General features: G+C 59.6%; 5 protein-coding genes and 2 pseudogenes. 4 read left to right on the top strand and 3 right to left on the bottom strand.

What is annotated here, in order from left to right; genetic code table 11:
• Nucleotides 1-122 precede the first annotated feature (122 nt).
• Together JYP46_RS07515 and JYP46_RS07510 are read left to right on the top strand one after the other, a co-directional pair.
• Nucleotides 123-479, top strand: a complete 357-nt coding sequence (locus JYP46_RS07515; RefSeq protein ID WP_206547747.1) for a hypothetical protein — start codon at nucleotides 123-125, stop codon at nucleotides 477-479.
• 82 nt (nucleotides 480-561) lie between these two features.
• On the top strand, nucleotides 562-1740 hold the full coding sequence (locus JYP46_RS07510) for an ABC transporter substrate-binding protein (protein WP_222474003.1): 1179 nt from the start codon (nucleotides 562-564) through the stop codon (nucleotides 1738-1740).
• An 81-nt stretch (nucleotides 1741-1821) separates the two neighbouring features.
• Here the strand turns inward: JYP46_RS07510 and JYP46_RS07505 are convergent.
• Together JYP46_RS07505 and JYP46_RS07500 are read right to left on the bottom strand one after the other, a co-directional pair.
• Nucleotides 1822-2370 (bottom strand): annotated as a pseudogene (locus tag JYP46_RS07505) (IS3 family transposase); the annotation flags it as partial.
• A 40-nt stretch (nucleotides 2371-2410) separates the two neighbouring features.
• On the bottom strand, nucleotides 2411-3619 hold the full coding sequence (locus JYP46_RS07500) for an IS256 family transposase (RefSeq protein ID WP_206547917.1): 1209 nt from the start codon (nucleotides 3617-3619) through the stop codon (nucleotides 2411-2413).
• Between the two features lie 42 nt (nucleotides 3620-3661).
• Here JYP46_RS07500 and JYP46_RS07495 point away from each other — a divergent pair, with 42 nt between their 5' ends.
• Nucleotides 3662-4678 (top strand): IS110 family RNA-guided transposase, encoded by a 1017-nt coding sequence (locus JYP46_RS07495; protein ID WP_206547746.1) that lies wholly within the window; start codon nucleotides 3662-3664, stop codon nucleotides 4676-4678.
• Nucleotides 4679-5232: 554 nt separating this feature from the next.
• On the opposite strand, the pseudogene JYP46_RS07490 reads toward JYP46_RS07495, so the two are convergent.
• Nucleotides 5233-5561: pseudogene (locus JYP46_RS07490) on the bottom strand (transposase); the annotation flags it as partial.
• Nucleotides 5562-5904: 343 nt separating this feature from the next.
• On the opposite strand from JYP46_RS07490, the gene JYP46_RS22085 reads away from it, so the two are divergent.
• A complete protein-coding gene (locus tag JYP46_RS22085) occupies nucleotides 5905-14853 on the top strand; it encodes a peroxidase family protein (protein WP_222474004.1) in 8949 nt (2982 codons plus the stop codon).
• The last annotated feature ends 10 nt before the right edge of the window (nucleotides 14854-14863 follow it).

Here is a 14863-nt window from a genome sequence, read left to right as displayed (position 1 = left end):
GTGAAATGACACGACATGCGGCCGCCATTGCGCGGCCGCATGTTTGATAAACCGCCGGGAACCGTGTAATTTCCCGGCTAGGGAACACAACACACCACAGGCGGCAACGCCACGGGGGACTTATGAAGAAGCTTACTTTGGGGCTTGCTGTCGTTGTCGGGACCATTCTGGCCGGCGGGGCGCAGTCTGCCGATCTCTCCACCGGCGATTATTGCCCTGTGGCCGGGAATGCCAAACTTCTCACCATCGAAAGCAACGCCACCCTCACCAATGAGGTCGTCCGCCTCATGGATGAGGCCGTCGCCGTTGCCGACAGCCCGCAATGGATCAATTCGGGCCGCCCCGCCTTCGTCTGGGCCTCCGAGGCCAAGGTCGCCTGCGGCAAGGCCTATGGCTACCTCCAGTCCGCCTACCGAGATGAGGACTATCTGAACAAGTGCGAGTGTTTCCACTCTCGCATGGTTCGGTACATGTATTGATCTGCCGTTGATGCGGGTGCCTGGTGTCCCGATGAGAGTGTCTGCCGAGCCGTTGCTGCGCCCTGAAGCAATTCCAGGAGAAGTGGAAGCCGGTTTTCCGTCCGAAATTGCGCAAAAACGCTCTGGTGACTGTGTCTTTTCGCTCGCGCGTCTGACGCGGCCTCTTGCCGTCTGCGCCATGCTGGCTCTTGCCGCGTGCCAGTCGTCCGGCGTGGAAGACACACTCAAGGTCGAAGACAGCAAGGTTGCATCCTCCGCAGCCGGGCTTGAGACCATCGGCTCCGGGCCCGTGACAATCGGCATGGTCACCGGGCTTGCAGGCGCCGCGCGCGCCTCTGAACGCGATTACCGTGATGGCGCGAAGCTCGCCGCGCAGCAGCTTGGCGGAGATGCGGTCACGCTGGCCATCTACAATGCAAAGCCCAATGCCGCCGGTACGAAAACCGGCGTCGATGCGCTCGTTGAACGCGGCGCGAAGATCATCATCGGCCCGGCGCAGGCCGGTCTTCTGAACGCTGTTCCATCGGGCGGCAATCCGCCTGTGGTGGCGTTCGTCACCAATGGCGCTCAGCGCAAAAACGGCGTCTTCGCCTTCCTGTCCGATGCGGTCGATAGCAGCATTGAGGCTGCGGCTTACGCCATTGGCGCTGGCCGCAAGAAGATCGTGATCGTTCACGCCGCCGATGCAGATCAGGCCAGTCTTGCGCGCCTGCGTTCCGGCATTGCGGCCAGGGGCGGAACGGTCATCGCAGACATTCCGGTCTCGGCAAATTCCACCAGCGAACTGGCATCCAGAGCCGCGCTGCTTCAGGGGGCGCAGGCCATCGTTCTTGCGCCCGGCCTGCGTTCGCCGGCAGCCACGCTGGCGGGGCTTCGCGCCACCGGCACATTGCCGGCCAGCGCGCTCATTCTCGCCACGCCTGACTTTCCGCCCGGTCCCGCAGGCGCAGGCGTTCTCATGTGCCGTGTCGAACAGCTGGCCGTCGGCGAAATCACCGAGCGCTACCGCACCGAATTCGGCAGGGCCATGTCGCGGGATGCAGCCTATGGTTTCGATGCGGCAGCCCTCACCATCGGCATCGCCCGCGCCAGAGGGGCTGCCGGGCTGACAAGCGGCACGCTCACCTCGCGCTCCGGTTTCCGGGGCGTGCTGGGCTCGTTCCGTTTCTCGTCATCGGGTGCGGTCCAGCGCAACTGCTCCATCTACCGGGTGGAGGGCAATGCCTTCAAAATGCATGATCCTGCCCCCAACGGCTTCTGATCTTGGCCTTTTCTTGCCCTATACCAAAGGGGCGAATTTGCAGCAGAGTGAATAGCCCCGAGTTTCGTGGACGCCCTCGGGTTACATTTCCTGCTGCCGTTCGAATTCGACGGGTGACAGCATCCCGTTCCTGACGTGCTTGCGCTTGGGGTTGTAGAACATCTCTATGTAGTCGAACACGTCCTTCCTTGCCGCCTCGCGTGTTCGGTAGGTCTTGCGCCGTATCCTCTCGCGCTTGAGGAGATTGAAGAAGCTCTCCGCCACGGCATTGTCATGGCAATTACCGCGACGGCTCATCGAGTGCTCAAGATTGTGCTGCTTCAGGAACGCCGCCCAGTCCATGCTGGTGAATTGCGATCCTTGATCGGAATGGACCAGAATCTTGCTCTACGGCTTTCGACGCCACACCGCCATGAGCAACGCCTGCAGCACGACATCAGTGGTCTGCCGACTCTGCAGCGACCAGCCGATGACGCGGCGCGAGAACAGGTCGATCACCACGGCCAGATAGGCAAAGCCCTCCTGGGTCCGGATATAGGTGATGTCAGTCACCCACGCCCTGTCCGGCGCATCGACATCGAACTGCCGGGCAAGGGTGTTGTCGATCACGACTGACGGCTTGCCGCCATAGGAGCGAGACTGTGCCGAATTTTGTGCCTGACGCGTTTTTTTACGCCATTGGGAAGCGTTCTTCGAACATGATGGCGAGCTGGCTTCTGACGGCGTGCCATTCGCGCACCGAGCGCTTCCACTCGGTCGATGTAGCATTGAGTGCCAGATAGATCAATTTCGCCGCTGCGTCGTCGCTTGGGAAGTGGCCCCTGGTTCTGACGGCGCGGCGGATTTTCGCGTTCAAGGCCTCAATGGAATTCGTGGTGTAAATCAGCCTGCGCACCTCGGGCGGGTAGTCGAGGAACGGGATGACCTCGTTCCAGGCCCGTCGCCAGCTGGGCGCGATCGCCGGATACCGCCTGGCCAGATCGCTATCCTCGAACTCTGCCAGAGCCAGTTCGGCCGCGTCGGCATTCACCGCCGTGTAGATCGCCTTGAGACCGGCGGCGACGGCCTTGCGGTCCTTGTAGCTGGCGAAGTTCATGGAATGGCGCAACAGGTGGACGATACAAGTCTGAACCCGCGTCTGGGGAAAGGCCGCCTCGATAGCCTGAGGGAAGCCCTTCAGCCCGTCCACGACGGCGATGAGGATGTCCTGGACGCCTCGGTTGCGCAGGTCGCTGAGAACCTTGGCCCAGAACTTCGCGCCCTCATTGGCCTGGAACCACAGCCCCAGAACGTCGCGCGTTCCATCTGGCAAAACCGCCAGGGCCACGAAGACCGCCTTGTTCGAGACGGCTCCATCGCTGCGGATGTTGACCCGGATCGCGTCCATGAAGACGATCGGATAGCAGGGCTCCAGAGGGCGGTTCTGCCAGGCGGTGACCTCCTCCATTACCGCATCGGTGATCGCGGAAATCAGGCTGGGCGAGGCTTCGACGCCATAGATTTCCTCGATATGACCCTGGATCTCGCGGGTGGTCATTCCGCGGGCATACATGCTGACGATCTTGCGGTCGAACTCGGGGAACCGCCGCTGATATTTGGCGATCAGCACCGGATCGAAGGTGCCATTGCGGTCACGAGGAATGTCCAGGACAACCTTGCCGCTGTCGGTGGTAACCGTCTTCTGGCTGCGCCCGTTGCGGCGATTGGGGGGCTGGTTCTGGCCCTCAGGTGCTTCCTCTGCACGCTCTTCATCCAGATGGACGTCTATCTCAGTGCTCAGCGCACGTTCCGCTAGCGCCTTGGTCAGTTTCGCCAGTATGCCGGTCTTGCCAAACAGATTGAACTGATGCGGTGGATGCCCCCACCAACGGCATCTCATATGCCATGATGGTTCCATTGGAACCGAACGGAGGGCACATTGATGACGACGAATATCAGCATGCTGGCGATCGACCTTGCGAAGGGTAGCTTTCAGGTTTGCGCCGTCGGGCCGGAGGGGACGGTTCTATACAACCGAAGTTTGTCGCGGACGCGTCTGGCGACGCTTCTCGCCGAGCAGCCCGCGTGCATCGTTGCGATGGAAGCCTGCGCCACGTCGCATCACTGGGGCCGGGTGGCACAACGGCACGGCCACGAGGTTCGACTTGTCCCGGCGGCCTACGTGAAGCCGTTTGTGAAGCGTCAGAAGAACGACAAGGCGGACGCGGAAGCCATCGCGGAAGCGGCCTTGCGCCCGACCATGCGCTTCGTGGCGGTCAAGAGCGCCGAGACCCAGGGGCGCGCGGTCGCATTCCGGACGCATCAATGTCTGGTCCGGCAACGCACGCAACTCATCAACGCGCTTCGAGGACATCTGGCCGAGTTCGGCCTTGTGGCGCCGAAGGGACCGGCGAGCCTGAAGGTGCTGGACAACGCGCTGGAAGACGAGGCCACGGACCTGCCACACCCGGTTCGGGAAATGGGAACGATTTACCTTGGCCAAATCGCGCGGCTCACCGAGGTGATTGAACAGCTGGCGGGCGAACTCGAGGCGGCATCGAAGACAGATGCACAGCTGCGAAGATTGTGTACCATCCCCGGGATCGGCCCGGTCACCGCTGGCGCGGTCTCGGCGTTCGCCCCGGACCTCGACACATTCGACAGCGGGCGAAACTTCGCAGCGTGGCTCGGCCTGGTGCCCCGGCAGAGGTCCACCGGTGGCAAGACCAAGCTGGGTTCGGTCAGCAAAATGGGCCAGACCGACATCCGCCGCCTTCTGATTGTCGGCGCCATGAGCGTGATCCGCTGGGTGGTTCGCAAGGGCGGCAGTGCGAACCGCTGGCTGGCTGCGCTGGTGGCGCGCAAGCCCAGGATGGTCGCGGCCGTCGCGTTAGCGAATAAGATGGCTCGCATGATCTGGGCCATGACAACGAAGAACGAGGATTATCGAATGGCGTGATCTGAGCCCGAGCAGGGTCTGGACACGGCATGGCCGCAAGGCCGGGGTGAGCGATCGACGAGGAGTAGGCGACACGGACTTCGAAGTTCAAGGCGGGAGATTCAGTCCCGGGGCTCGAGCGCTTGCAGCTCTCTGAACCGATGTGAACCCAGCCTTCCGAACAGCATACCGGCCCGTGGCGTCATGGAAGGCCACGCTCAGAGGCCTAACACACGTCCGATCGAAGACCCCGCCGACAAACCGAAGATATTGCTTGCCAAACAGGGGGCATCCACACACGCCCCACCCCGATCGGTGCCACAGACCTGGAAGCTTCGCTTGGCGAGGTCGATCGCCAAAATATGCACGTCTGACATAGTGTCCTCCTTCGAATGTGCCGCAGCGGCGAAGATGGCATCATACGACGCCGCTCGAAGGGGCATCCACCGCATCAGTTCAGATCGCCAGGCGAGCGGCCTTCCATCAGCCGGTCCAGCAGGTCTTTGTCGATGCTCATACGTGGGGTCTCCTCTCAGAGCAGTTACCACGTCAGGGCACAAAATTCAGGATAGTCCCATCGCCTCCTTCAGAATCTCGACCTCGAGCGTCTTGCGCCCGAGCTGGCGCTCCAACTCGCGGATGCGCTCTTCCATCTGGCGGACGGCGCGATTGCTTGTGACGTCATCGTCTCCAGACACGGCCACGGCCCCTCCCTCCAACATCAGACGCCGCCAACGATACAGCAGGTTCGGTGCCACGCCATTGCGGCGCGCCACGACCGAGATGCTGGCGTTCTCCTCCAGCGCCCCTCGACGATCCGTAGCTTCTCAGATGAAGCCCAGCGGCGTCGGCGACCGCCATCGGTGATGATCTCATAGTCAGACATAAGCACGCGCTTAGGGATATCCATAAGCCTCCATGGTCATGCCCGAGTGTCCAGTCGAAAAGGGGGCCAGTTCATTGGCCAAGTGTAGACCATAGTCTGATCTTAATTGGGACTTTGGTCCGATCCGATGGTGGACCAAAGGGGTCATTAGTTGTTGGACCTTCCGATCTACCGGTTGTTCGCTGCTCCCGTCACTCTGTCAGCATCAGGCTCATTCGGTTTTTATCGTTTCATTCACTGCCTGATGGGCAGGCCATAGCAGGAAAACCGAATGGTTAGGGAGGGCGCGATCCCAACAAGGGATCAGTGCCGACCGCTCCAGCAGCGCTGGAAGCATAGGTGCCATCGGACGGAGGGTGTCATGGCTGTCAAACTCAATAAGCACGACCTGGAATTCATTCTAAAGCAGATCAAGATCGCCGAGGCGCATAGCGCGGGCACGCCGCTGACCGACATGATCGTTCAGCCGCATCTGCCATACGGGCTGCGCACAGTTGATGGCACCTACAACAACATTCTGCCTGGTCGCGAGTTGTGGGGTGCGGCGGATCAAACTATGCCGCGTATGTTTGACCCATACTGGCGCGACGAGGCCGATGGCGACAGTTTCGATCCGGACGGCCCGACACAACCCGCTCCCCCAATTGTCGATGGCAATTATGATAGTGGCGGCGAAACGCCAAGTACTGGTGGCAGCATCGCCGATGCCGATCCCCGCATCATCTCCAATTTGATTGCCGACCAGACGCCTAACAATCCTGCAGCTCTGATCGCAGCGCTGCGTCACGCTGGTCATGAAGGTGACCTGACGGCGAAAATGGCGTCCATAACCGAGCCATTCGCATTGATACATGCCCTTAAGGTGGCGAATGCGCGCGTCGACAGCTGGCAGAAGACGCTCGATGATGTCGAAGCGGCCATACAGGCTGCCACAGACGCCGGGCAGTCTCCGAGCCCCGACCTTATCATCCTAAAGCCAGCTCTGGAGGGCAACCTTGCGGCAGCCCAGACGGCTGCGGCGGCCGCGCTTCAGGACGCTGAGGCTCATTCACTACCCAATGTAGATGATGATGGAGACCCCGGCACCGCGCCCGTCACGATCACCGGGGCGCAGAATGTCCTGGATCACGTTGCCTCCCAACTTGGCATCGAGTTCGAAATCGACGGCACCTCCCTAAAGCTTCCGAATGTCGCGCCGGATGAAGGTCTGTCTGCACCATTCAACGGCTGGATGACTTTCTTCGGCCAGTTTTTTGACCATGGTCTTGACCTGATCTCCAAGGGTGGAGACGGCACTATCTATGTGCCGCTGGAGCCGGACGATCCGCTCTATGTGCCGGGTGGCTTTACCAATTTCATGGTGCTGACGCGCGCGACGCAGGTTGCAGGCCCCGGTGCCGACGGTGTGCTCGGCACGGCGGATGACACCCAGCGCGAGGCGATAAACGTCACCACGCCATTCGTCGACCAGAACCAGACCTATACATCGCACCCATCGCATCAGGTGTTCCTACGTGAATACACGCTCGTTGACGGCAAGCCACTGGCGACGGGTCGCCTGCTTGACGGCGCCGATGGCGGCCTGCCGACATGGGCCGATATCAAGTCGCAGGCCAAGAACCTGCTCGGAATTGAACTCACCGATCGCGATGTCTTCAACATCCCGATGGTCCGAACCGACCTCTATGGCGAGTTCATTCGCGACCCGGATACCGGTTTCGCGCAAGTGATCATCGGTCTTGGACCGGACGGAATTCCCAACACTGACGACGACATCACGATGAGTGGTACGCCGGGTGATCCGGTCAAGCTCAACCCTCATCCATCGGTTGGTGGTACGGAGCCTATCCGCACATCGCATTCATTCCTTGATGATATTGCCCACAACGCTGTGCCAGTGCTCGACACGGAAGGTTTGTTGATCACCGATGGCGACGACGTTCCCGGCGTCGATCCGGCAGGCAACGCGGTTCAGTTCGATCCGTTGACGGGGCGCAACACCGAATATGACAATGAGTTGCTCGACAGGCACTTCATTACCGGCGACGGGCGCGGCAATGAGAATTTCGGTCTGACAGCCGTCCATCATGTGTTCCATTCGGAACACAATCGCCAGGTTGTCACGAACAAACTGGAGATCCTGAAGACCGGTGATCTGGAGTTCATCAATGAGTGGCTTCTGAACGATATCACGCAGGATGAACTTGATGCTGTGCTTGCCGGAATGACCGGCAATCTGGAGCACTATCTGAGCGGTGCGGACCTCAATGGGGTGGCGCTTTCCTGGGATGGCGAACGTCTGTTCCAGACTGCTCGTTTCGCGACGGAGATGCAGTATCAGCATCTCGTCTTCGAGGAGTTCGGCCGCAAGGTGCAGCCGATGATCGACGTGTTCGTGTTCAATACGATCACGGACATAGACCCGGCGATCTTCGCCGAGTTCGCCCACGTGGTGTACCGCTTCGGCCACTCGATGCTGACCGAAGAGATCACGCGTCTGTTCCTGAACACGGAGGGTGAGCCCATCCGCTACGAGAACGGAACAGCGGTTGCGGTCGAACCCGCCGAACTGGGCGGATGGGGACAGGACACCGGGTTGATCGAGGCCTTCCTGAACCCGGTCGCTTTCGACATGGACGGTGTGATCACTCACGACCAGGCTGCAGGAGCGATTTTCCGTGGCATGAGCCTGGTTCATGGCAACGAGATCGACGAGTTTATCGTCGATGCACTGCGCACCAACCTGCTCGGTCTACCGCTCGACCTCGCCGCGATTAACATTGCGCGTGGCCGCGATGCGGGTATGCCCAGCCTAAACCAGGCGCGCGAGCAGCTTTACGAGGCAAGTAACTCGACCTTCGTGAAACCCTATGCGAGCTGGGCGGATTTTGCCGGCAATCTGAAGACGCCAGCCTCAGTAATCAATTTTATTGCAGCTTATGGCAAGCACCCGACGCTGACCAGTCAGGTGGAAACGTCGCCGGACAGCGGTCAATTCCGTGACAAGACCATGCAGGAACTGCGCGAGGCGGCGACGCTGCTCGTGATGGGAGGCAGCGGTGCACCGACGGACCGGCTCGCCTTTCTAAACAGTACCGGTGCATGGAACCCGGAAAACAGTGGTCTCAACGAGATCGACATGTGGATCGGTGGGCTGGCTGAAAAGAAGATGCCTTTCGGTGGTATGCTGGGCTCAACCTTTAACGCGGTGTTTGAGGCCCAATTGGAGATGCTGCAGGATCTCGACCGGTTTTACTATCTGACCCGCACACAGGGCCTTAACCTCCTGAATGAGCTTGAGAACAACGCGTTCTCAAAAATGATCGCCGCCAACAGTGACATGATCGATCCCGGTGCCGATGGAATCCGCGGTACCGCGGATGATGGCGAGATCAATTTCCCGACCGGCATCGATCCCTTCGCCAAGCATGATTATGTGCTCAATATCGATCCGGACAAGCAGATCGAGGCGGATCCGGAGCATGATGACGCCGCGCTGAATGCGATGGGCATGACCAAGGTGCAGCGCGATGATTTCCTTACCGATGCCGATGAAGCTGCGACAAAGAACTACATCCGCTTCATCGGTGGCGAGCACACGGTCATTGCCGGCTCGGCAAACGACGACACGATCATTGCCGACTACGGTGATGATGCAATCTGGGGCGGCGCTGGAAACGATCGCATCGAAGGTGGCGCTGGCGTCGACTTTATCCTTGGAGGAGCGGGCGACGACATCATCACCGATTCTGGCGATAGCGGCGACTTCATCAAGGGCGAGGATGGTGATGACGTCATCGCGAACTCCAACGGCCTCGATGTGCTGATGGGTGGCGATGGCAAAGATGTGTTCCTGGTTGGCGTCGACGGCACGGAAGTGTTCGGCGGTGAAGGGGACGACTTCATTTTGGGCGGCGCCGACATCGATTTCCTCATGGGCAACGAAGGCGACGACTGGATCGAAGGTGGCGACGGGTTCGATACGCTTGCCGGCGACAACTCGGAGCTTTTCTTCAACTCAACCATCAAAGGCCATGACGTTTTGTTCGCTGGCGAGAACGAGAATGATTTCGACGCCGAGTCTGGTGACGACATTATGGTTCAGGGCGAAAGTGTCATGCGCAATGAAGGCATGTTCGGTTTCGACTGGGCGATCCACAAAGGCAGCCGGGTCGCAGCGGATTCCGACATGCGCATCCCAATCTTCACCAATGTAGCCGACGATATTCTGCGCGACCGGTTTGACCAGACCGAAGGTCTTTCAGGCTGGATCTACAATGACACCCTACGTGGGGACGACCGTGGTGACGGCCAGGAGATCGAGGCTGAGTTCGACATGACGAACCACGAACTCACGCAGGCCGGGGTCAACCGCATTGCGGGGTTGGCGGAGCTGTTGGGGGATTTGGTCGCGGCGGTGCCGGAAGACTATGCAGGTGATTTCGAGGATCTGATCGCTTTCAAGGCGGGCAATATCCTGATCGGCGGCGATGGCAGCGACGTCATCGAAGGTCGTGGCGGCGATGATTTCATCCATGGCGACGCCTGGCTCAATGTGCGCATCCGCTTGGTCGACGTTGGGGCAGAGAACACGCAAGAAAACGAGATCGCGACTGTCGACACGCTGACGCATGTATTCACTGAGCAAGATGCGGGCGATCCATCATGGGAAGGCAAGGCGCTTTCGGAACTGCTGTTGTCGGGTACGATCAAGCCAAGCCAGATGCATATTGTGCGCGAGATCAAATACGACGAAGATCCGACCGGTGATGTTGATACTGCGGTCTTTGCCGGCAACAGGGATTGGTACGAAATCACCCAGCTTGATGGCGGCATCATAAAGGTCGCCCGTCGAGAGATGGAGGAGATCGATCCTCAAATCAGTGAAGGCACCGATACACTCGTCGGTATCGAACGCATCCAGTTCGCCGACCAGATCGTCACAATCCGGCAGACCGGTAACGTCGACCCGACAGGCCGGCTGATAATCAGCGGCATGCCCGCCACCGAGGGCAACCCGCTCACGGTTTCGGCCGCGCAGATCTACGATCTCAACAATCCGGACGGGGTCGTAACCAACATCTCTTATCGCTGGCAAGTCGAGCGCAATGACGGCACTGGCGACTATGTGAACATAGCGAATGTTTCGGGCGACAGTTTCACCCCGGACGATGCGCATGTAGGGCTGCGCATCCGTGTCATCGGCACCTATATCGATGGCGGTGGCGTGATCGAGACCGTTACCTCGGCGCCCACTGATGTGGTTATCGGCCTCAATGACACGCCGGTCGGCCCGTTGTTGATCAGCGATATGACCCCTACCGAAGGGCAGGAACTGACCGCAACGGTGGCCTTCATTGACCCTGATGGTACTTCCGACGCATTTGAAGAGTCATTGCTGACCTATCAGTGGCAATACTCGGTCACAGGCTCGGGACCCTGGATCGATGTGCCTGCCGACCAGGGAGGAAACAGCCGTTCCTTTACGCCTGCTGGGGAGCAGGTGGGACACTATATTCAGGTCGTCGTCGACTACACCGACGATCTCGGCTTCACCCATCAAGTCAAGTCGGCAGTCACGGCAACGGTCGGCAACTTTATTTTGTCCGATGCCATAGAAATCGATGGTGCTTCCGGGGATGCTGAAGGCGGCACAACTGTCGGTGACGATGAAGTCTTCGGTGGTGACAGTGCCAATTCCATTCAGGGCCTCGCAGGCGCCGACATCATCCATGGTGGCGATGGTGACGACACAATCGATGGTGGTGAGGGCGCTGATACGCTTGACGGCGGAGCCGGCAATGACACCATTCACGGTGGGGCCGGCGACGACATCATTGTCCACGCGATCGGAGAAGGCGGCGCAACGATCGATGGCGGCGCTGGCCAGGATACGCTGAGCATTATCGACAAGAGCGCCGGCGACGCCAACGCCGAGGTCACGGTATCTGGCGGCGTCATCAACAACGCGGCCGGGGCGTCGATCAATTCCGTTGAAAGCGCGCAACTCGATCTCGGTTCTGGCAACGACACCCTGACCTATGGCGCTGCGACAGATAGCGGCGTGTCGGTGAACCTGCTGGCGGGGCTGGCCACGGGCTTCTCTTTCATCCGAGGTGTCGAGAACGTTAATGGCAGCGCTCACGCTGATCTATTGCTGGGCAACGGTCTTGACAATGTGATGACCGGCCAGGGCGGCGACGACACAGTGCGCGGCGGCTTCGGCAATGATTTGCTCGAAGGCAATGGCGGCAATGACCGGCTCTTTGGCGAGGAGGGTGACGACCTACTCAATGGCGGAGCCGGAGATGATCATATTGATGGCGGCGCCGGTATCGATACCGCTAGTTATTCTGATGCCGCGGCGGGGGTCACCGTTACGCTCGCTTCAAATGAGCAGCAGAATACGTCCGGTTCGGGCAATGACACCCTCATTGGGATTGAAAATCTCGTCGGCAGCGGGTTTGCCGATACACTTAGCGGCAACGGCGAGAACAATTTGATCGACGGCGGTGCGGGTGAGGACAACATGGCCGGGGGTGTGGGTGACGATACATATCTCGTCGATGTTCTCGGTGATGTGGTGATGGAAAATGCGTCAGAAGGCAATGACACGGTTCGCACCGCGCTCTCGGGCTACATACTGACAGCCAATGTTGAGAATCTGGTCCTGCTCGACGGCGCGACCGGCGGCGTGGGCAATGCCAGTGAAAATGAATTCACAGGCAATGCGGCCGACAATACATTTGATGGCGGCGGCGGAATCGACACCGTGGTCCTCAACGGAGATATCACCGACTATCAGTTCGCGTTCATCGGTGGTGGCAACATCACTGTGACCAGCGCGGCTGGTGGGACAGACACCCTGACCAGCATCGAGCAGATCAAGGTCGGTGGCATAACCTACGCTATTGCGAGCGGAAACAATGCTTCGAACGTCGGGGCAGGCGCGGTTTCCGGTGGATCCGGTTCCGATGTCCTACTCGGTTTCAACGGGATTGATGAGTTGCTGGGTGGCGCCGGAGACGACATCCTTATCGGCGGCGCCGGCGCTGACACGATGGTCGGTGACGTCGGCAACGACACCTACGTCGTCAACAATGGTGGCGACTTCGTCAATGAAACTGGTGGGAGCGGCCTCGACACCATCTATTCGTCGGTCTCCCGGAATCTTAGCAACAACCAGCACGTCACGGGCATCGTTGAGAACCTGACCCTGATCGGAACGGCCAACATCAATGGCGTAGGCAATGGTGAGGACAATGTCATCATTGGCAACTCCGGAAACAATACCCTGAACGGTAGGGGTGGCAACGACACCTTGGTCGGCAACGCTGGTAACGACATCCTGAACGGCGGTGCCGGCAATGACCGTCTCGCTGGCGGCGCTGGCAACGACACGCTGAACGGCCGGGGCGGTACGGATGTGGCGGTGTTTACCGGGTCAGCAGCTGACTATGCGTTTAACATTACCGGCACCGGTCTAACTTCAATGACGGACCTCTCCGGTTTCGGCGGTACGGATACGCTGACGAACATCGAAGGGCTGGCCTTCGCAGATGGGGCCAGCATGGCAATCGTGGCAGATGCTCCAGGCGCCAACGGCACACTCCAAGCGACCGAAGCGTCGATCATTCTTGGTGGCGACGGCAACGACGAAATCCGGGGCAGCGCCGCGAATGACGTGATTGTAGGTGGTCTCGGCGATGACAATCTGTTCGGCAGTGACCTTGCAGAGGGCGACAACGCCACGTCCGGTGCGACCGATGACGACACCTTCATCTGGAACGCCGGCGACGGAACCGACACCATCCATGGCGGTTTTGAAGGTCCCAACGGCGACACGCTTGTGATTACTGGCAATAGCGAAAGCGAAACCTATCGCATCTACACACTCGAGGAAGCAGTCGCGCGGATCGGCTTCTCCGAAGAGGATGCAGGTGGAGATTTTGAGCCGGAAATCGTGGTTACGCGCCAGACGGCCGGCGAGGCGGAAACAGTCATCTCCGTCCTTGTTGAGATCGAAGAGATCGTAGTCAATGGCGCGAATGTGTCTGGCAATGGAGCCGCCGGCGGAGACACTTTCGAGATCTATGGCAATTTCGACACTGCGACGAGCCTCCGGCCCAACACCATCACCATCACGGGCACCAGCGGCGACGATAGTGTCGACATCTCATCCCTGACTTCAGCGCACCGTATCGTATTCAAGACCAAGGGCGGCAACGACGTTATTGTCGGAACATTGCGCCCACAGGATGTCGTGGTGCTGCCTGATGGCACGGCCATCGACGATTACGAGATCATCGACAATCTGAATGGCACCAATTCGCTTCATGGTGCGGGCCACACGGTCACGTTTACCAGCGTAGGTGGCCTGCCGCAGTTCAGCGTCGGTCATGAAGAAAATGCTGCTCAGAACGACGACACGCAGCCCGTTGGCAACAACGATGAGGGCGATCAGGGTGGAGAAGATGGTATCGATACGCCGCCTTCGACTTCAGTCGGGACGGAGCAGGCTGATCCCCTGATCGGAACGGCGATTGATGACACGATTATGGGACTTGGCGATCGTGACGTGGTCTTTGCCGGGGCTGGCGACGATGATGTGATGGGTGGCGGTGGAGCGGACATGCTCTACGGTGACGATGGCAATGACCGCATCCTCGGTGAGAACGGCAACGACTTCATCAATGGGGGGGCGGGCCGAGACGCTGTGTTCGGCGGCAGTGGCGACGACATCATCGTGGCTGAACAGGATGATGGTGACGACACCTATTATGGCGATGACATGGTTGGCGGGCATGGCAACGACACGCTCGATATGTCGGCAATCACGGCAGCCATCACCGCCGACCTGGGCACCGGTTTCCTTGGGCGAGGCAGTGTCGAGAGCATCCAGACCGGAAGTGATACGGTCTGGGGGATCGAGAACATCATAGCCGGGTCCGGTAATGACAGGATTACAGCCAGTGGTGCGGTCAATGTGATCGATGGTGGTGGCGGCGAGGATGTATTCCGCTTTCTGTCAGCAGCCCACGCTGATGGCGATACAATCATCGGCTTCGAACCGGGAGACAAGATCGACTTCAGCGCGATGGACGCCAATGGCTGCGCTTCGGGTAACCAGAGTTTCACGCTGGTTTCCGACGCCTTCAGTGGGCGCGGACAGCTGATGATCAAGCAAGAGATCCGGGACGGCGAGGATTATACCGTCGTCGAGGGCAACACGACGGGAGGCCCGGATGCCGACTTCAAGTTGAGCATCAAGGGGTCGCACGAGCTGAACGCCAGTGACTTCAATCTCTAGCTTTGAGTGT

This window comes from Nitratireductor aquimarinus (assembly GCF_017255295.1).
In the GTDB taxonomy this organism is placed as follows: Bacteria; Pseudomonadota; Alphaproteobacteria; order Rhizobiales; family Rhizobiaceae; genus Nitratireductor; species Nitratireductor aquimarinus.
The sequence above is the reverse complement of the archived record's forward strand: the minus strand, read 5'-3'. Positions and strand labels throughout refer to the sequence as shown.

Excerpts from the sequence above, each read along its gene's own strand:
- JYP46_RS07515 (WP_206547747.1), top strand. The coding sequence starts at position 123 with ATGAAGAAGCTTACTTTGGGGCTTGCTGTCGTTGTCGGGACCATTCTG.
- JYP46_RS07495 (WP_206547746.1), top strand. The coding sequence starts at position 3,662 with ATGACGACGAATATCAGCATGCTGGCGATCGACCTTGCGAAGGGTAGC.
- JYP46_RS07500 (WP_206547917.1), bottom strand. The coding sequence starts at position 3,619 with ATGAGATGCCGTTGGTGGGGGCATCCACCGCATCAGTTCAATCTGTTT.
- JYP46_RS22085 (WP_222474004.1), top strand. The coding sequence starts at position 5,905 with ATGGCTGTCAAACTCAATAAGCACGACCTGGAATTCATTCTAAAGCAG.